The sequence below is a fragment of the Staphylococcus pseudintermedius genome (genome assembly GCF_001792775.2).
Classification (GTDB): Bacteria; Bacillota; Bacilli; order Staphylococcales; family Staphylococcaceae; genus Staphylococcus; species Staphylococcus pseudintermedius.
This window is the reverse complement of the sequence record NZ_MLGE02000012.1, coordinates 66,099-85,017: the sequence shown is the minus strand read 5'-3', so window position 1 is coordinate 85,017 and position 18,919 is coordinate 66,099. Positions and strand designations below refer to the sequence as shown.

Annotated in this window: 17 protein-coding genes, 2 tRNA genes and 2 pseudogenes; 12 read left to right on the top strand and 9 right to left on the bottom strand. The window is 30.6% G+C overall.

What is annotated here, in order from left to right:
- Window positions 1-273: 273 nt before the first annotated feature.
- From BJK46_RS12675 to BJK46_RS09105, 4 genes and pseudogenes are all read right to left on the bottom strand, one after another.
- Window positions 274-420 (bottom strand): annotated as a pseudogene (locus BJK46_RS12675) (YSIRK-type signal peptide-containing protein); the annotation flags it as partial.
- Window positions 421-2,252: 1,832 nt separating this feature from the next.
- A tRNA-Ser gene (locus BJK46_RS09115) sits at window positions 2,253-2,341 on the bottom strand.
- Between the two features lies 1 nt (window position 2,342).
- Window positions 2,343-2,417, bottom strand: a tRNA-Asn gene (locus BJK46_RS09110).
- 212 nt (window positions 2,418-2,629) lie between these two features.
- Window positions 2,630-3,247 carry a competence protein ComK gene (locus tag BJK46_RS09105; protein WP_014614331.1) on the bottom strand — a complete coding sequence of 206 codons (618 nt, stop codon included), beginning with the start codon at window positions 3,245-3,247 and terminating at the stop codon, window positions 2,630-2,632.
- Between the two features lie 236 nt (window positions 3,248-3,483).
- On the opposite strand from BJK46_RS09105, the gene BJK46_RS09100 reads away from it, so the two are divergent.
- Window positions 3,484-3,702: an IDEAL domain-containing protein gene (locus tag BJK46_RS09100; RefSeq protein ID WP_014614330.1), complete on the top strand. Its 219-nt coding sequence runs from the start codon at window positions 3,484-3,486 to the stop codon at window positions 3,700-3,702.
- A gap of 221 nt (window positions 3,703-3,923) precedes the next feature.
- On the opposite strand, the gene BJK46_RS09095 is transcribed toward BJK46_RS09100, so the two are convergent.
- Window positions 3,924-4,916, bottom strand: a complete 993-nt coding sequence (locus BJK46_RS09095) for a lipoate--protein ligase (protein WP_014614329.1) — start codon at window positions 4,914-4,916, stop codon at window positions 3,924-3,926.
- A gap of 187 nt (window positions 4,917-5,103) precedes the next feature.
- On the opposite strand from BJK46_RS09095, the gene BJK46_RS09090 reads away from it, so the two are divergent.
- Together BJK46_RS09090 and BJK46_RS09085 are read left to right on the top strand one after the other, a co-directional pair.
- The gene (locus tag BJK46_RS09090; protein ID WP_014614328.1) at window positions 5,104-5,289 is read left to right on the top strand and encodes a YkvS family protein; all 186 of its coding nucleotides are present in this window, start codon (window positions 5,104-5,106) and stop codon (window positions 5,287-5,289) included.
- A 6-nt stretch (window positions 5,290-5,295) separates the two neighbouring features.
- Complete coding sequence (locus BJK46_RS09085) at window positions 5,296-5,898, top strand: CPBP family glutamic-type intramembrane protease (RefSeq protein ID WP_014614327.1); 603 nt, start codon at window positions 5,296-5,298, stop codon at window positions 5,896-5,898.
- Window positions 5,899-6,044: 146 nt separating this feature from the next.
- Here the strand turns inward: BJK46_RS09085 and BJK46_RS09080 are convergent, their stop codons facing one another.
- Window positions 6,045-6,329 (bottom strand): YolD-like family protein, encoded by a 285-nt coding sequence (locus BJK46_RS09080; RefSeq protein WP_014614326.1) that lies wholly within the window; start codon window positions 6,327-6,329, stop codon window positions 6,045-6,047.
- A gap of 195 nt (window positions 6,330-6,524) precedes the next feature.
- On the opposite strand from BJK46_RS09080, the gene BJK46_RS09075 reads away from it, so the two are divergent.
- Genes BJK46_RS09075 through BJK46_RS09060 form a run of 4 tightly spaced genes read left to right on the top strand, consistent with a single transcriptional unit; the run spans window position 6,525 to window position 11,452 of the window.
- Window positions 6,525-7,637 carry a tyrosine-type recombinase/integrase gene (locus BJK46_RS09075; protein ID WP_000706213.1) on the top strand — a complete coding sequence of 371 codons (1,113 nt, stop codon included), beginning with the start codon at window positions 6,525-6,527 and terminating at the stop codon, window positions 7,635-7,637.
- 2 nt (window positions 7,638-7,639) lie between these two features.
- On the top strand, window positions 7,640-9,703 hold the full coding sequence (locus BJK46_RS09070) for a tyrosine-type recombinase/integrase (protein WP_000026851.1): 2,064 nt from the start codon (window positions 7,640-7,642) through the stop codon (window positions 9,701-9,703).
- 8 nt (window positions 9,704-9,711) lie between these two features.
- Entirely contained in the window at window positions 9,712-10,077 is a 366-nt protein-coding gene (locus BJK46_RS09065; protein ID WP_000410574.1) for a DUF6262 family protein, read from the top strand.
- Window positions 10,078-10,081: 4 nt separating this feature from the next.
- Window positions 10,082-11,452 (top strand): hypothetical protein, encoded by a 1,371-nt coding sequence (locus BJK46_RS09060; protein ID WP_000368920.1) that lies wholly within the window; start codon window positions 10,082-10,084, stop codon window positions 11,450-11,452.
- A 42-nt stretch (window positions 11,453-11,494) separates the two neighbouring features.
- Here the strand turns inward: BJK46_RS09060 and BJK46_RS09055 are convergent, their stop codons facing one another.
- Together BJK46_RS09055 and blaZ are read right to left on the bottom strand one after the other, a co-directional pair.
- Window positions 11,495-11,905 (bottom strand): YolD-like family protein, encoded by a 411-nt coding sequence (locus BJK46_RS09055; protein ID WP_000612779.1) that lies wholly within the window; start codon window positions 11,903-11,905, stop codon window positions 11,495-11,497.
- Between the two features lie 312 nt (window positions 11,906-12,217).
- Window positions 12,218-13,071: pseudogene (blaZ, locus tag BJK46_RS09050) on the bottom strand (penicillin-hydrolyzing class A beta-lactamase BlaZ).
- A 106-nt stretch (window positions 13,072-13,177) separates the two neighbouring features.
- On the opposite strand from blaZ, the gene blaR1 reads away from it, so the two are divergent.
- From blaR1 to BJK46_RS09025, 5 genes are all read left to right on the top strand, one after another.
- A complete protein-coding gene (gene blaR1 / locus BJK46_RS09045) occupies window positions 13,178-14,935 on the top strand; it encodes a beta-lactam sensor/signal transducer BlaR1 (RefSeq protein ID WP_002500295.1) in 1,758 nt (585 codons plus the stop codon).
- On the top strand, window positions 14,925-15,308 hold the full coding sequence (gene blaI / locus BJK46_RS09040) for a penicillinase repressor BlaI (RefSeq protein WP_014614324.1): 384 nt from the start codon (window positions 14,925-14,927) through the stop codon (window positions 15,306-15,308). The genes blaR1 and blaI overlap by 11 nt, the downstream gene beginning before the upstream one ends.
- A 341-nt stretch (window positions 15,309-15,649) precedes the next feature.
- Window positions 15,650-16,225, top strand: coding sequence for a GNAT family N-acetyltransferase (locus BJK46_RS09035; protein WP_014614323.1), 576 nt, complete (start codon window positions 15,650-15,652; stop codon window positions 16,223-16,225).
- Complete coding sequence (locus BJK46_RS09030; protein WP_014614322.1) at window positions 16,218-16,868, top strand: ABC transporter ATP-binding protein; 651 nt, start codon at window positions 16,218-16,220, stop codon at window positions 16,866-16,868. The genes BJK46_RS09035 and BJK46_RS09030 overlap by 8 nt, the downstream gene beginning before the upstream one ends.
- Window positions 16,865-17,629 (top strand): ABC transporter permease, encoded by a 765-nt coding sequence (locus tag BJK46_RS09025; RefSeq protein ID WP_014614321.1) that lies wholly within the window; start codon window positions 16,865-16,867, stop codon window positions 17,627-17,629. The genes BJK46_RS09030 and BJK46_RS09025 overlap by 4 nt, the downstream gene beginning before the upstream one ends.
- A gap of 315 nt (window positions 17,630-17,944) precedes the next feature.
- Here BJK46_RS09025 and BJK46_RS09020 read toward each other — a convergent pair whose 3' ends face one another.
- A complete protein-coding gene (locus tag BJK46_RS09020; protein ID WP_014614320.1) occupies window positions 17,945-18,883 on the bottom strand; it encodes a 1,4-dihydroxy-2-naphthoate polyprenyltransferase in 939 nt (312 codons plus the stop codon).
- Window positions 18,884-18,919 lie beyond the last annotated feature (36 nt).

The following is an 18,919-nucleotide window of genomic DNA, read 5'->3' as shown; positions in this document are numbered from 1 at the left end:
TCACACTTTCCTTATCCCCCTCATTTTCTTCTAATTTAATTTCCCTCTCTATAGTCAAACAAATTTTGTTTATGGTATAATTTTGATACATGATAAAGCACCTCTCTCAAATGGATTAATCACCTATATTATAGCAGAGTGTGCTTTATTTTTGTATTCACTTTCAAAAGATAAATAGAGGTCTTTCCACTACTATCTAAATGGAAAGACCTCTATTTTTCATATAGGAGCTACTTTTGGGTCAGCCCTTTGTAATTGCGCTACAGTGACGGGAGTTGTTGAGTTTTCAGCTGCGAAAGCCTCGTGATGTATTCCGAAAAACGCAACAGTTCCAATTAAAAACGATGCTGTCCCCACAGAGCATTTTCGAATTGAAAAGCGAGAGAGCGTTCGGTTACTTTTCGAGTTCATGTGTTTCATTTAAATATCATCTCCATTTAACTTTTGTCGATTTAAATTCTAATCGATTGTGTTTGAATTCTATCATAACCAATTGTTTAAAACAACAAAAGCAATTAAAAATTTTAATTAATAACGGAATTCTAAAACTAAAATTTTCCTATTATATAAAATTTCTATTTTTACAAGTGAAAATAATTATATAATACTTCTATTAATAAGATTGAATAGCATAGAGGTTGTTTGGAATTTAACCATTTTTGATTAATGATATATTACAGAAGTAAACACGTTATTATAGTACTTTCTAACATTCGAACTCCAATGATAGTTGACTTTAAAATATTGAGATATTTGGAGAAGATTTTATGGATTGTTTTTAGCTATAAAAATTTAAAAAAGATAGAAATTTTAAAATGACTGGTTTTTTCATGATTAGACAATAGATATTCTTATCTAAATTTTAAAAAGATACTTTAAAACATCTAGTATCTCCCTTTTTGTAATTTTTCATCTCATCTAGTTGACTCGAACTTCAAATATTGTTTGTGTCATGTATTAATTATTGAACTATCCGATACGCTATATTTTGGGGGAGATTTTAGAACTTAAGTTATTATTCAAATATGCTTGAACGATTTTTAACGTAACGTCCAATCTATAATATTTACCTAATAAAAACGTACTATAAAAGTCGGATTTTAGTCCACCTTTTAAGATGTACATCATTACTCAAGTGGTATTTATTAATATTAAGAAAGGATAACAAACTGATGGATTCGATGTAAGAAAAAAGAGGGTGTAAGTATGGAGCTATAAAGCAATTTGATTGTAGAACAGGCAATTTTCGCTCTTTTTTGAAATGTATATTGTAAATATGAAAAGGTCGCGTGACTCGCTTGTGACCTAAATTCCTAAAAAATAAATTTAACTATACTCAAACTAAATTTTTAGGAATTTTGCCGTAACAATTTCAAGTCCTTGATATCGTGGTGTTTTGACATGCATAAAATAAAAAAGGGGGCGGGACATAAAAACTTTTGAAGCGATTGATGCAATATTTTGTTAAACTTGCCCTCCCTACGATTTTCGGTTTTTGATTGCCATCATGGCTTCCCTTTCCTAGGGGCTGACCCTCCAACTCAATTCGGCTTGATTGAAGTCAACACTTGTTTGAAGCCGAATTGGATTTTGGGAGCAGTACAGGAATCTCATGTGTAACAAAGATTTCGTCGTACTGCCCCCACAAGGCTGACTAGACTTCTCAAAAGCATGCGCATTGAGAAGTCAGACAGCTACTGCGTTAAACGGTAGCCACTTTTAAAGTTAAATGACGTTGTTTAGCCTTTAACTTATCCCTCAGGCGTCTCAGCCTTCTGGGCAATCATATTTCAAATACTGCGCAACTGCTTGCAAGTTGATGAAATCAAGAAAACAATCGCATCATTTTTTACATACACCCTTATTTTTCAACAGTTTAATCACCATTAATGGATATCAATCCATAAATAGAAGCAGAGACTGGGAAATCATCATGTCCCAGTCCCTTTCCTACGATTTGTCAAGGGTTCAATAAGTGAAATTGACATTACTGAACTAGACCGTCCAATTTTGTAATTTTATCTGAGTATAAAACGATGTGACTAATTGATAAAATGCTTGTGACTAAAATGATAATTTTTTAGTCATTATCTAGTCACATTGTGCCGAAAAATTTTTAAAACTAAGTTAAAGGTAGTTAAACAAAGTTTGTCTCTTATTTTTATAATCTCCTGAAACCCTTGATACGACTGGGTTTGACGAAGAAATAAAAAAGCGTCAAAAAAGCATTTTAAACTTTTTTGACGTCCTAGCGGAAACGGAGGGATTCGAACCCTCGCGCCGCTTTCGCGACCTACACCCTTAGCAGGGGCGCCTCTTCAGCCAACTTGAGTACGTTTCCATGGCTCCACAGGTAGGACTCGAACCTACGACCGATCGGTTAACAGCCGATAGCTCTACCACTGAGCTACTGTGGAATAACTTTTTCAATCACAAATATTATTATATCAACATCATTGGAGAAATCAAGGGTTAATAACAAAAAAGTTAACGGAACATTTACACTATGCGTATATAAATTCCGCTAACTTTACACTTTGTTGAATAAATAGTCTAGATGAAACATGTTGCGTTTTCTCGCAAGTCATACAATCATAATTTATTCAATACAAAATTCAAAATAACATAGCTACAGGTAAGTCGTTTTTTTCTTCTTTTCTTCTAATTCTCTTTTTGCATTTTCTAATAAAGCATATTGCGATAGTGCTTCAAAAATATTAAAAGGTTGTTGGTCATAATCAATAGGTTTTTCAGGATTATGTGTTTGTACTTGATTAGACCTTCCTACTAAATAAGCAAAATAAACACAATTCAAAAATTGATGTTTAACACTATGATGCGAAATAGGCAGTATGACAGTTAAATCATTGGCAAAAGTGACTTTACAACGGGCGCCTTTTAATGGTTTAAGTTTGACTACGTAATGCATGTTCAGCCAACTATTTTCAGGAACCCTATCCGAGTGAGTGGGGAAAAAGTAGGTTTGATAAATTGGAGTGAGCAATATGGGTGTCTTGTTAGAGATATTGGCGATACGTTTAGCTTGTGCTTTTCTTCCTGAGTACGATTCACCGTAATGTCTACAACTGCGCTCAATAATACGTTGGGCACGATCGTGAATAATAAAATGATCACCATCATATCTATAGATTTCCGTACTCGTGAGTGCACCATCAGGACCATCTACTGGTCTCAAAAACATATCTCCCTTACTAATTGCATACATGATGTTGGATTTTTGGTCCATAATAGAACCCTCCTATCTCTTAAGGTGTCGGGTCTCTCTGTCTAATTCTTATTATATGAATATTCTGAACTAAGTCAATGCCGTTTTGTAAATATATGGATAATATTACAAAAAGTAGATAAAAATTTGACTTAATTACTTTAAAAATTCAGAAAATTCGTTGCGTTTTGCGACATGTTTCGTTATACTATTAAATAACTTAATACTATGCATTTAACACAAAGGAGTGACTCAACATGAAAAATCAAACTGATGTAAAGAAACAAATGGTTGCTGACCCGGTACGTACGATTAATCAGCTGGGCGTTGAACTTGTGATTGCACATGCATTGAAGAATCAAAGGAAGCAAAAATTGCAGCATTTAATTGATGAAGCATTGGTTAATAAAAATGAACAAGCATTTCTAAAGTATACTGATGAATATTTAGAGTTGGAGGCAGTCAACGGTGAGTAGTCAAAGTGCATCCACATCTTCAAATTAAACAGGACTATCCTTCATGTATGAGGTAGTCCTGTTTTTATGTCGATATGTTCAATTTTTAACCATCTTATATCCAGAAATCAACCAATAAGAGAATATTTACACTTTTAACAGAAGTGAAATATGCCACATTTGACTCGGAATCAGATGAAGTTAATATACAATATGATTAATAACAGTGTGATCTACATGTATTAAACCATCATGTCAATGAGGTCATCACGAGGAATGTCGCCAAAATAATGATAAAGATCGTAATCTTTGAGCGCTTCTTGAATGGCTGCTCTTTGGTGTAAAATGTCTGTCAGTGCATTTTCAAGTTCAGCTACATCACCTTCACCGAAAAAGTCCCCGAAAATTTTAGCATGCGCAATACGACCTTTTTTGACATCAAGTTTAATTTGAACAAAACCCTTTTCAAATTTATGCTCGCGTTCAAAGTTATATTTTGGATTTTTACCGTAATTCCAGTCCCACGTGCGATATTTTTCGTTGCTTAACTTTTCAATATTTTTCCAATCTTCCTCTGTCAAAGTATAAGATTCGACTTCTGCTTCACCGAACAATTTTTTGAGTATAATGGTTTTGAATGTTTCAATATCAAGCGGCTCATCTATAAATTCTTGAATGTTAGCGACACGTTTGCGGACAGATTTGACGCCTTTTGATTGAATTTTTGCAGGATTGACACGCAATGCATTTTGCACTTCATCTAAATCACTGTTCAACATAAGTGTCCCATGACTAAACATACGGTCTTTGACTTTGACCATCGCATTACCAGAGATTTTAGCTTGACCAACTTGAATGTCATTGCGGCCTGTGAGTTCAGCCTTTACACCTAAATCGTTGAGCACTTCAACAATCGGCTGTGTGAATTTTTTGAAGTTATGAAAACTATCGCCATCATCTTTAGTAATAAAGCTGAAATTTAAATTACCGAAATCATGATACACTGCGCCACCCCCAGAAATACGGCGTACGACATCAATCGCATGTGTTTCGATGTAAGGTTGATGTACTTCTTCAATCGTATTTTGGTTTTTTCCCACAATGATGGACGGTCTGTTAATGTAAAATAGAAAATAACTATCGTCGTCATCCATAGGTACGGTTTTTAATACGTACTCTTCCATTGCTAAGTTTAATGTTGGATCAGTATGGTTTTGATTATTAATAAATTTCACTCATAAACACTCCTTTCCCCAAATATGCCCTTACTTATGTTATGCATGATTTAATTCGATTTTTCCAATCATTTATCTTAAAAAGACCCTGAATGTAAATAATTTCTGACAATTGACGTAAATTGTTTATTTAAAATGTAAATTTTAGTACAATATATGCTAGTAAATTTCTAAGGGGGACAGAAAGATGACAATTGCAGAAGTAGGAGATATCGTAGAATTCTATGATGGGATACGAGGAAAAGTTGAAAAAATCAATGATAATTCTGTCATTGTTGATTTAACGATCATGGAAAATTTCAGCGAGTTAGATTTGCCTGAAAAAACAGTGATTAATCATAAGAGATATAAAATTATTGAACAAAAAGGATAAACGTATATGAAAAAGATCAACAAACCGCTACTTTGGTTTATACTGAGCTTTATTGCTTTCCACATTATTTTAATGTTGTTGTGGGGTGAGCATGGTGTATATTGGCAACTCTATACAGGAATTATGTTAATCGCAGGCATTAGTTATGTCTTTTATCAAAGAGATTTTGCCTCCAAACGATTATTAACATCCATTGCCATAGGGTTAGCGACTGGTGTTGCGCTTGTACTGATACAAGTCATTTTCTCATGGATCACTTCAGAACTGACGTATGCTTCGTTAATTAAACAATTATCACGAACAGGTGTTTATTTTAAATGGCAAATTTTAGTGACGCTATTATTTGTAATGCCATGTCATGAATTATATATGCGTACCATTTTACAAAAAGGCATCGTGCGTATGACTTCAAAACCGTGGCTCGCTATAATAATCGGTGCTTTAGCTTCAGGTTCATTTTTTATCTATTTAGATCAATGGTGGATTGTGACATTCATTTTTGTTTGCCAATTGTTACTCGGTTTTAGTTATATGTACACACGCCGAATTATCACCACAACAGTCGCTCAAATTGTAGCGGTCGTCATTTTATTGATTTTTCATGGTTAAACCTTACACAGTAAATGTTGTTATTCGTGCAATGTTTGCTGTGTTTTTTTGTGATAAAAAGCATAGCCAATACATCTTTTTGAATCAAATGATGACATCTTTTTTCAAATCAGGGTATAAGATAAAATAAAGTCAATCACGCGATACTATTCAATCGCATACAATTCGTTTAATCCGATGACTAATCGATCTGTGCGTCGTTCATTAGTGAGCACTAATTCGTTTGTCAATGTATCGATACTCGCGATATAGCCTTGAATAGTATGGATGTGTCCAGCGCGCCAATAGTGAATTTTACTAAAAGCATTGTGCGCTATTTTTAAATGCAGCATTTGGTTCAGTTCATTGATTTGATCTTCGCTTAAGTCAGGACGGTCAATTTTAAGTTGATTGGCTTCGAATTGTTTAATTGCTTCAAACTGTTCGGGCAATGTTGCGAAAGGTTATATATATGTTGAAGAATATAGACTATTTTGTTTAAAATGAATCATATTTTAAGAAAAAATGAACAAAGTAAAAATATTAAATAGTCTTTTTTTATTACGTGTAATAAGTTTAATATGTATGATGTAAAAAGAATTTGAATAGTGTATACTTATACTATTAAAATTAGAAATGAGATTATTATGAAAATAGTAGAAGTAAAATCTAAGAATGGTACCAATTTTATGATTTTAGATGGTAATAATGAACCTATAGTAGATGCAGTAAGATATTTGAAGTATCTGGATAGTGTTAAGAAAAGTTTAAATACCAAGAAAACCTATGCCTATGCACTAAAAAATTTTTTTGTTTACTTAGAAAGTAAAAAGATATGCTATAAAGAAGTTAGTTTTGATAACTTTGTTGATTTTATAAGATGGATGAAAACACCTTTTGAATATGAGAATGTCCTCTCTTATCACCGAAAAGAAAAAAGCATTAGTCCTAAGACAATTAATCTGACTATGACTGTAGTATCTAATTTTTATGATTATCTCTATAGGAGTAAAAAATTAGATGTTAATTTCTATGATTTTATGCATATGGAAAGTAAATACTCTAAAAAATATAAAAGTTTCATGCATCACATAAATAAGGACTATAGAACGTTGAAAAATATTTTGAAAGTTAAAGAACCAAAGAAAAAAATAGAAGTGTTAACTAATGCGGAGGTTAAGAAATTATTAGAGGAAGCTAATAATATTAGAGATAAATTCTTAATACAATTACTATATGAAACCGGATTACGTATAGGTGAGGTATTATCATTACGTATTGATGATATTAAATTTGACTTTAGAAAAGGCCATCAAATAGTTTTGAAAAATAGATTTAATGATAATGGTACTTATTTGAAAACTGGGGAAAGAAAAATATTTATTTCCCAATCGTTAATTGATTTATACGATGATTATGTCTACGAAATAATTGACGAACTTTCAATATGTTCTGATTATCTTTTTGTAAAAATAAAGGGGAGAAATGTAGGAGAAGCTATGAATTATAGTGATATATATTCATTATTTAAAAGGCTAAAACATAAAACATCTATAAATGTTCATCCTCATTTATTTCGCCATACACATGCAACTGTTTTTTATAATGAAACTAAGGATATAAAACAAGTTCAAGAAAGACTTGGTCATAGTAATATACAAACGACTATTAATTTATATGTTCATCCCACTGAAGAAGATATACGTGAAGATTGGAATAAAGTAAAGCATCAATTTCAAGTTTTTAATAAAGGGGAATGACTATGTCAATACCAATTAATTTACCTACAAACAGTACTATGATTAATGAATTATGTACATTACAAAGTAGAACCATCAATATAAAAGGAGAGGTTTTAATAACTGAAATATATGATGATTACTTTTTTAAAAATGATGAGTGGCACATTACAGCTTTTAACAAATTCAAGCAATTTCAAGATAGTATCAAGAACTATAGAGACAAAAGAAAAAATGTTTTCTTTAGGATTAAAAGTAAAAATTTGAATTTAGAATTTAAATACCTTTTTTTGAAACTGATCGTTAAAGAGGATTGGTCCTTATCTAATTTATTTAATACTGGAGCAGTAAAGCTTAATAAGATTGCTAAGTTCTTTAATGAAGTTTATCCAAATTTAAATTCTTTACTTGATTGTGATATAAATACATTAGAAAAGCACTGGTTTAATTGGCTGACTGAAAATAATATACCAATAAAAAGAAGATCATCAACAATAGTTTTTGGTGATTATGAATACAAAAGCGGACTGGCTTCTTTTTTAAAGAATATGTACATTAATCTAATTAAGTTCATTGATAAGCGAGAAGAATGGGAAAAAGATAAATGGGATATTAGAAATTTAGAAAAATATGGATTGAGTTATAATAAAACACTAACTGGCAATTATTTAAACTTTGAAAAAATTGAGTCAATTAAAATGCGAGAATTAGCAAAAAAATATTTAAAAAATCGTTTGATAACTGGTGATATAGCATTTGCTACAGCAAGGTTTTATATAAGAGTTTTAACTAGGTTTTTTCAAAATATATCTAAAAATAAAGAAACAAGGAATAGTTTAAATGAACTAGATAGATGTCATATCGAAGCATATATAGAATTTTTGTTTGAATATGCAGCTAATAAAAATTTGCAAAGTACTAAGAATTTTGTGAGAGAAGAATTAAAAACAATTAGAAGGTTCTTAAACGATATTATAACTCAAAACTATGCTATAGCACCGTACCAAGATATACGATTTTTAATTTATCCTCAAGACTTACCTAAACACGAAAAGAAAAATAGTAGCCAAATTGATTATATCCCAGATTTTGTATTGGAACAGCTTTTTGAGCATATAAATGATTTGCATAAAGATTTAATACCTGTAGTTTGGATAGCTTTTAAAACAGGATTAAGAATTTCTGATGTATTGACATTACAAAATAATTGCCTTGCAAAAGTTAATGGAAAGTATTCAATAATCACAGATATTGCTAAAACTTTTGTTAAAGGACATAGAATACCAATTGATAATAAATTAGCTGATATAATAGCAGTTTTAATAGCCGATTCTAAAAGTAAAAGTACAAAAGATAATAATCCTAATAATTATATTTTTGCTATTTATAAAGGAAAAAGAAAGGGAATGCCCTTTACACAACATATGGTCAGAGCACACTTAAATCATTTATCAAAGACTAAAAATATTATTGATGAACAAGGAGAAATCTTCCATTTCAAAACTCATCAATTTAGACATACCTATGCAGTAAAATTGTTAAATGGTGGAGCAGATATATTAACGATACAAGAATTATTAGCACACTCCTCACCAGAAATGACTCTAAGATATGCTAAGTTACTTGATGATACAAAGAGAAAGGCTTTTGAATCAGTTATTGATCAAGGAGCTTTTAGTTTTGATGTTGACGGTAAAATTAAAAATATACAGCATAGTAGTGAACTATCTGAAAAAGCATTGAATTCTTTATGGCAAGAACATAAATTAAACGCAATGGACAATCCTTATGGCACTTGTCATGCTAGATTGAGTGGTGATTGTCCATACATGGAAGCTCCGCCATGCCTGACTTGTAATTCTGGGAAACCATGTAAGGATTTAGCTATTGGATTTTCTGATTTAGATGTTGAAAAATATGAATTACATATCAAATCAACGGTCAAATCTATAGAATTAGCTAAAAATAATAATAGACAAGATATGGTTGAAAAGCATATAAATATATTAAATAAATATGAAGAAATACTAGGTAATATAAAAGATGGAAACATTATATTCGGGAGAAGTAATAGAATAAAAGTATAGAGGTTAAGATGGAAAAATTTAATAGACAAGAACAATTAAAACAGTTGCATGCAGAACGAAAAGTTAAAACCGAGAAAAAAGTTGATAAAGCAATAAATGATTTAGTTCAAAAAAATAAAGAAATTAACTTTAACATCGTTTCTAAACATTCAAAAGTTTCGAAAGCTACATTATATAAAAATAATAAAATTCGAAAGAAAATAGAGAAGTTACGTGAACAAAACAGAGAAATATTTGTTCATAAAAATAAAAATGACGGTAAAGATGCGTTAATCTCCTCTTTAAAAAGAAAAGTAAATTCTTTAGAAAAAGAGAAAAAAATGTTGAAAGAAGAAATTAGCGTTTTATATTCTAGGCTGTATGAGGATATTTAAAATAATGGACAATAAAATTGAAAAGATTCTAGAAGATATTAATAAATTACAAGGCTATAAAGTAACATATCAATATGCTACTGCTATAAATATAAAAGATAATAACATGAACCCTTGGTTTGAAAAAATTGAGGAAATTCTATTGAATGTAAAAGGAGTTATACGCATTTTATCTCCTGACAACCCCCCGGTAAATTATGATTATTGGATTTTACCTGGAAGATATAAAAGACATACAAAAGAATATCACGAAAAACTAGAAAAATTTTTAGAAAAATTTGCTACTAATGCAAATATTAATGATGGATTGTTTGATCAAAATAATATACATGGATACAAATATAAAAAATATATATTCACTCCACATATTGAAATTACTCATGAGAACACTTTGAATTTATTTTTTTTAACCTTAACTATATTTAACAATGGTACATTTGTTATAGAAATCATTGAAGACTTAGAGAGTATAAACTTTGGAAGCGACTTGTATAGTACTTTCTCATGTGTAAAAGATAAGATATATCCTCTAATTAATCAAGAAAAAAATAATAGACAAAGACAGTATCAATTGTATGGTAATAGACATTGTAAAAATATTAGAGATGTTTCTAGACAAATTAATAGAATTATAAAAATTAATAGTAAGGATATTTTTGAATATAAAGTATCTAAAAATATGGGTTTTGAAGTTTATTATTTAGCTAATGAAAATGAATTTACTGATGATCCTTTCTATGAGGACGTGAAGATTCAAGAGTGGTTAGTAAATGCGCCTATTTTTTCATTTGAAGGAAAAAGTAAACATTTTAGGCAAGATGGTTATAGCGATAATTATATAAACTTCTTGAATAAAGCATCTGTTTTTGTAGTTTGGATGGATGAGCAAGAAGGAGATGTTTTAGAAAAATGTTCTCAAATGGCACTTTATTTCAATAGTTCTGCTAATTTCTTTTTCTTAGAAACTATGTTAAATGAATTACAATTGTATGGGTATCAACAATATAATTTAAATGGAAAAAAAGAAGCCCTATATTTTAGACAATGGATACTAAATTTCAAGAGATCTATTGCAATTATTTATAGAACAGAGCTTTTACCTAGTTTATATTTATATTTGTATCTAAAGAATAATAATGATTTTAAATCTCCACAATATATTGAAGAATTAAACAAAGAAGAATTATTACTAATTGAATTGGAGCAGTCATATAAGGAAGAAGAAAGAAGCGAAAAATTAAATAAACTTTTGTTAATAATAAGTCTTTTATCAATTTTCCAAGTAGTAGAAATTTTTTTCAGTGATAAAAATAATATATTTAATATCAGTATGATACTTATAATGATTTTGCTAGAAGTATTTCGAAAAAGGTAATTATAAGAACACTATTTAAACTTTTTAAAAGTTTAAATAGTGTTAAGTGATACTACAAACGTTAGCATTATTTAAATTATATATATTATTGTTAGTATCAGAAAAGGAAAATGTATTACTAATTTCATCCTTTTTTAAAATTTTTCCTGTATATTTTGAAATGTTACCGTCTTCCCAATATGAGATTGTACATAACTCATCATTTTGAATTTTTATTTGAAAAATCTGATCTAAATTATCTAATGAATCATGTGTTAGCAATGGTTTTTCTATTTTATTTTGATCCTTTATAATTTGTTCTAAAATTTCAAACTGTTGCGGGAGAGTCGCAAAAGCTTGCCATTTGATTTTTCCACGCCCTTGAGGGATTTTAGGGTTTAAATATTTTCTTGGTATTTTTCTATAATCAGTTTCATATTTATATTCATCTGGCGCATTAGGATTTGGAATCATGTTTACCACCTCATCATCATTGTAGAACGTATGTTCTTTTTTGGCAAGGATTATATAATTTTTTAATGTGATTAATTAATTAATTTAAAATAAGTTATTTTCTATATGGAAAAGTTGAGTAAGATTATCGAGCATTTATAATTATAGTAACTGGAATATGATGTTTGGTATGTTAATAGTATTTTCTCTTTTAAAAAATGTGAACATAAAAAAATAGAACATATATAATTATAAATAATATATATGTTCTTCGATATTATGAAGTTTTATGAAAGATAGAATTATATCAGTTTTTGTAGTACATTTAGACTATTAAAATTTGTTTATTACATTCTTGGCGGTTTCACTTATCAATTTATCATTAGGTTTATCACTTTTATTGTCTTTATTCGTAAAAATGACTAAAATAATAGGTTCAGATTGGTTCTTAGGATAAATAAAAGCTACATCATTTCTAGAAGCATATGTTATTGCTTGACCACTTTTATCAGCAACCTTATAGTCTTTTGGAACACCATCTTTAATTAAAGTGTCTCCGTTTTTATTATTTAACATTAAATCAAGTAAGAAATTTTTATTTTTTTTGCTTAATTTTCCATTTGCGATAAGTTTATTTAAAGTCTTGCCGAAAGCAGCAGGCGTTGAAGTATCTTTTTTGCTCTTTGGTGAATAGTAATTTAATTCTATTTCATATCTAACTGGATTTGTTACTTTATCTCCCAATTTTTTTAAACGTTTTTTAATTTTTTTGATTCCACCGATTTCGTTTATAATTTTATTGTTTGCTGTATTATCACTATACTTCATTGAAGCCTCAATAAGTTCTTTTAAAGTGATATCTTTTCCTACATATTTTTCTAAAATAGGAGAATAAGCAACTATATCATCTTTGTTAATATGTACTTTTTTATTTAACTTATTATAAGGTGCTTGTTCTAACAAAATAGCACTATTTATCGCTTTTGAAGTTGAAGCATAGGCAAATCTCTTATCGGCATTAAATTTTACTTCCTTACCACTTTTAGTATCTAATGCATAGACACCAATATTAGCATTATATTTCTTTTCTAAATTATTAAATTATTTAACTCTTTAGCATGTGAACTGGTTGAATTACATGCACTTAAAACTAAAGCAATTGCAATTAAAAGTATTAACTTTTTCAAAATATACCCTCCAATATTACAGTTGTAATTTCTATAAATCAATAATATTACAATTGTAATATTCTCGTCAATAGTTTATTATAAATATTTGAAAGAAGGTGTTGAAATGGCTAAGTTATTAATAATGAGCATAGTAAGCTTTTGTTTTATATTTTTATTGTTATTATTTTTTAGGTACATATTAAAACGCTATTTTAATTATATGTTAAATTATAAAGTTTGGTATCTAACTCTTCTTGCAGGATTAATTCCTTTCATCCCTATTAAATTCTCTTTTTTTAAATTTAATAATTTGAATAATCAAGAGCCCACAGTTGAAAGTAATTCACACAATTTGAATCCTAACATAAATACCACTAAACCTGTTCATGAGTTTACAACAGACATCTATAAGTTTAATTGGGATTCAATAGATAATATCTGCACAGTTATTTGGATAGTTTTAGTTATTATTTTAAGTTTTAAATTTTTAAATTCTTTATTATATCTTAAGTATTTAAAGAAACAGTTACTTTATCTAAATGAAAAAGAAAAAGATAAAATAAACAAGATACTTTTCAATCATCAATATAAAAGAAATATTGTGATTCGAAAAGCAGAATCTATTCATTCTCCAATAACTTTTTGGTATGGAAAATATATTATTTTGATTCCCAGTTTATATTTTAAAAGTATAAATGACAAAAAACTAAAATATATAATATTGCACGAGTATGCTCATGCTAAAAACAGAGATACTTTGCATTTAATTATCTTTCATATTTTTTCTATTGCTATGAGTTATAATCCACTAATACAAATTGTAAAAAGAAAGATGATTCATGACAATGAAGTAGAAGCCGATAGATTTGTCCTTAATAATATTAACAAAAATGAATTTAAGTCTTATGCGGAAGCTATTATGGATTCCGTATTAAAAACCTCATTTTTCAACAAAAATATATTAAGCCATTCATTTAATGGTAAAAAATCATTACTCAAAAGAAGATTAATTAATATAAAAGAAGGCAATCTGAAGAAGCAGTCAAAATTAATTCTAATTTTTATTTGTATTTTTACTTTTTTTATCATGATAATTCAAAGCCAGTTTTTAATGGGGCAATCCTTAACTGATTATAATTATAAAAAGCCCTTACAAAGCGATTACCAAATTTTAGATGAAAGTAAAAATTTTGGTTCAAATAGTGGATCTTTCGTTATGTACAGCATGAAGAAAGACAAATACTATATTTATAATGAAAAAGAAAGTAGAAAAAGATATTCTCCTGATTCAACTTACAAAATTTATTTAGCACTGTTTGGACTTGACCGTCATATTATAAGTGACAAAAATTCACGTATGTCATGGAATCATAATCATTATCCTTTCGATTCTTGGAATAAGGATCAAGATTTAAATACGGCAATACAAAACTCAGTTAATTGGTACTTCGAACGTATTAGTAATCAATTATCAAAGAATTATACTTCTGATCAACTCAAGCAATTAAATTATGGTAATAAAAATTTGGGAAGTTATAAAGCCTATTGGTTGGAAGATAGTTTGAAAATATCTAATCTTGAACAAGTAATAGTTTTAAAAAATATGATGGAACAAAATAACCATTTTAGTAAAAATGAAAAGAAACAATTATCTTCTTCGTTATTGATTAGAAAAAATGAAAATTATGAATTGTATGGGAAAACAGGTACAGGTATAGTAAACGGGAAATATAATAATGGGTGGTTTGTAGGTTACGTAATTACAAATCATGATAAGTATTATTTTTCTACACATTTATCAGATGAAAAAGCCTCTGGTGAAAATGCTAAATTCATAAATGAAAAAATATTAAAAGAAATGGGTGTTTTAAATGGCCAATAAGCAAGTTGAAATATCTATGGCTGAATGGGATGTTATGAATATAATATGGAATAAAAAATCAGTATCAGCTAATGAAATTGTAGTTGAGATTCAAAAAAATAAAGAAGTTAGCGATAAGACGATTAGAACATTAATTACAAGACTATATAAAAAAGAGATTATAAAACGATATAAATATAATAATATTTATTTTTACTCATCAATTATTAAAGAAGATGATATTAAAATGAAAACTGCTAAAACCTTTCTTAATAAATTGTATGGAGGGGATATGAAAAGTTTAGTGCTTAATTTTGCGAAAAATGAAGAATTAAATAACAAAGAAATTGAAGAATTGCGAGACATTTTAAATGATATTAGTAAAAAAAAATAGATATAGGGTTCAAACATAATACATATATAAATTATGTTTGAACCCTATTAAATTAGATTTTTTATGAGATTAGTACATATAATAAAAGGGGCCCATTTCACAATGCCGCGCCCTCTAGGAATTCGAGTGTTAAGATATTGTCTTGGAATTTTTCGATAGTCTGTTTCAGATTGGTATGCTGTAGGGAGCGTATGATCATGCATGGAAATCACCTCAACCTGATTATAGAACACTTGTTCTGATTTGTGAAGTATTTTTAGAACATTTGTTTGTGTAAATGTTGGGGTATTTTTAAACGTCAGATAAATAGGCTAAAATGTAAAGAGTGAGGTGACTCAAATATGATTAGAACAGCAACACCCAAAGATGCGCGTGCGATTGCAGAGTTAACATACCTCGTTTGGCAAGATATGGAACTTGAAATTGTGCGTCGTTATGAGAAAGAAACCGTGATAGCAGCACTTGTTAAAAGCGCCACAGAAGTTCATTATCGCAATCATATTGAACACGTAGATATTTATGAAGTCGCAGGACAAGTGGCAGGTATCTTGATTGCGTATCCGGGCCAGTACGAAGCGGCATACGAACAGGCTTGGCAAAATTTAACATTAGCCGAAAAGATTCAATTAGAAACAGACACGCCATTACCTGTATTAGAGGCAGAGCGAGGAGATGTCTATATTGAAACGATTGCTACTTTCCCTGAGTTTCGTGGTCGAGGTATTGCAACAAAATTGATTCAAGCACGGCTCCAATCGAATCCAGAAGTGACATGGGGCTTGAACTGTGATGAGCAAAATGAACGTGCCTATCAGTTGTATTGTAAGTTGGGATTTCAAGAAAAAATGAAAAAAGTACTTTATGGGCATGAATACCGCTATATGATCTACCAAAATGAGGGTAACGCTTATGCTTGAGTTAACAAATGTCAGCTACGAAAGCGGTGAACGCAAAATTTTATACAATATCAGTTGTCATATCGACAAAGGTGAAGCGGTGGCTATTGTCGGGCCGTCTGGAAGTGGTAAAAGTACGCTGTTGAGGTTGATTGCAGATTTAATGAGCCCAACTAGTGGAAATATTGAATTTAAAGGACAACCTTATGCACACTATTCACCCGAAATATTAAGACAGCATATTAGTTATTTGCCGCAAAGTGTGGAATTGTTTGGTGAGACGATTCAAGATAATTTAGCTTTTCCGGCAAAGGTGCGTCAAGTTTCGTTTAATAAGTCTAAAGCAAAGAAGCTATTGGAAAAAGTAGGTTTAAAAAAATACAAACTTTCGGACAAGGTGCAACATATGTCCGGGGGTGAAAAACAACGAATCACGATTGCACGTCAGCTCATGTTTACGCCAGATATACTGATGCTTGATGAAGCGACGAGTGCGTTAGATGATAAGAGCAGTCGTCAAATTGAAGAATTGGTGTTTGATTTAGTTCAAGAGGGCATGTCCGTTTTGTGGATTACGCACAATGATGCACAAAGTCAACGCCAATTTCACCGCAAAATGGAAATTCGTAATGGTATGTTAACGAGGGAGGCGCGTTTGTCATGATGAGTACGACTTCGCTATTATTGACATCATTATTGCTACTCATTCCCATTTTAGTTTCGTTTAAAGAGCGATTACATATTGCTAAAGATTTAATCATTGCGGCGATACGTGCAGTGATTCAATTAGTGATTATTGGTTATTTACTAGAATTTGTTTTTAAATTAGAAACGACATGGATTGTACTGTTACTCATTTTAGTCATTATGGTTAACGCGGCTGCCAATACACAAAAGCGAAAACCAGAAGTGGTGCAGCATGCGTTTTGGATATCCTTAGCAGGGATACTCACAGGCTCAATTTTATCTTTAGGTGGCGTGCTTTTAACGGGTGCTATTGATTTTAAGCCGAATGAAATTATTCCTGTTGCGGGGATGGTCGGTAGTAATGGCATGATTGCGATCAATTTAAGTTATCAAAATTTAAATCGTATCTTTACGAAAGAGACAGCGGTCATTGAAGCAAAACTTTCTTTAGGTGCAAGTCCAGCTGTGGCGGCAAAAGAAGCGATAAGAGAAAGTGTCAAAGTCGCGATTGTGCCGACGATTGATTCTGTGAAGACGTATGGCCTGGTATCGATTCCAGGTATGATGACGGGCATGATTATTGCAGGTGTGCCACCGATACAAGCGATTAAGTTTCAGTTAATGGTCGTATTTATTCATACTACAGCGACGATTATTTCAGCATTGGTTGCGACGTATTTGACCTATCGACAATTTTTTAATGCGCGCCATCAATTAGTACAAGCGTCTCAGAATTAGCTAATGTAACGCTTTTGAGGCATGACGTTTAAGAGATAAATGCATACTGTTATGGTACAGTATGCGTGACATTCAGAAGAGCTTTCCGATTTTTACAAAGTGCGTGAAGATATCAAAAGCGTGGTGTTTCTTTAATCTTACGTATGCAAATAGAGGATGACATGAATGATAAAAATGGTAAAGTAGAGATATATTAAAATTTCGTAAACACATTTTCATTTGTAAGCGAATAGTGTGGTACGATATATATAAAACTATAAAAAAGAATCGAAGCCTTTGTTATTCTAAGACTTCGATTCTATCGAGTGTTTTAACTTATACGCCACCAAGCAATGCACTAATGTAAATACCTAATGCGTATAGTAGACCGAATAATGTATTCGTTTTACCTGAAGCAGCCATTGCCGGCATCATTGATTGCGGTGTATCATTCTTTTGGAAACGACGATACACTTTCACTGGTAATGGGAAACTCAGTAATACAAGTAAATAGAACAGTGAACCACCATCTTTGAAAAGTGCAGTGTAAATGACAAAAAGGTAGGCAATCGCGTAAAATGTTGCTAAAAAGATAAGTGAGCCACGTTTTCCTAATAAAATAGGTAAAGTACGTCTACCACTTTGACTGTCTTTAACTCGGTCACGAATGTTGTTTGACATGTTGATGAGCCCAATTGTAATGACAATAGGAATACTAATCCAAAATGCATAATTTTGAAGGTGACCTGTTTGGATGTAAAAAGCAATCACGATAATAATCATACCCATGAAAACACCTGAGAATAATTCGCCAAATGGTGTCCATGAGATTGGGAATGGACCGCCTGTATAGAGGTAACCAATAGCCATACATAATAAACCAACAGGAATAAGCCAAAATGAACTTTGAATCGCTAAGTAAAGCCCAAGTATTGCTGCAATGATATAAAAAATAATTGCAAGTTTTAATACATGTTGGGGTGTCATCCCGTTACGTACGATGGCGCCACCAATACCTACTGATTCATGGTCATCTAACCCTTTTTTGAAGTCGTAGTATTCATTGAACATATTCGTTGCGGCTTGAATTAACAAACAAGCGAACAACATTGCTAAGAATAAACCGAAATGGAGATGGTCCTCGCTACCTAATAAAAAAAGTTTTGCAGTCGCTGTTCCGACTAAAACAGGAACAACAGATGCTGTTAATGTATGAGGACGCATGAGTTGCCAATATTTGTGAAACGTTGAATGTTTTTCAAATTGAGACGTCATGTTAGTCAACCTCTTTTTTATAATATTTATATTACA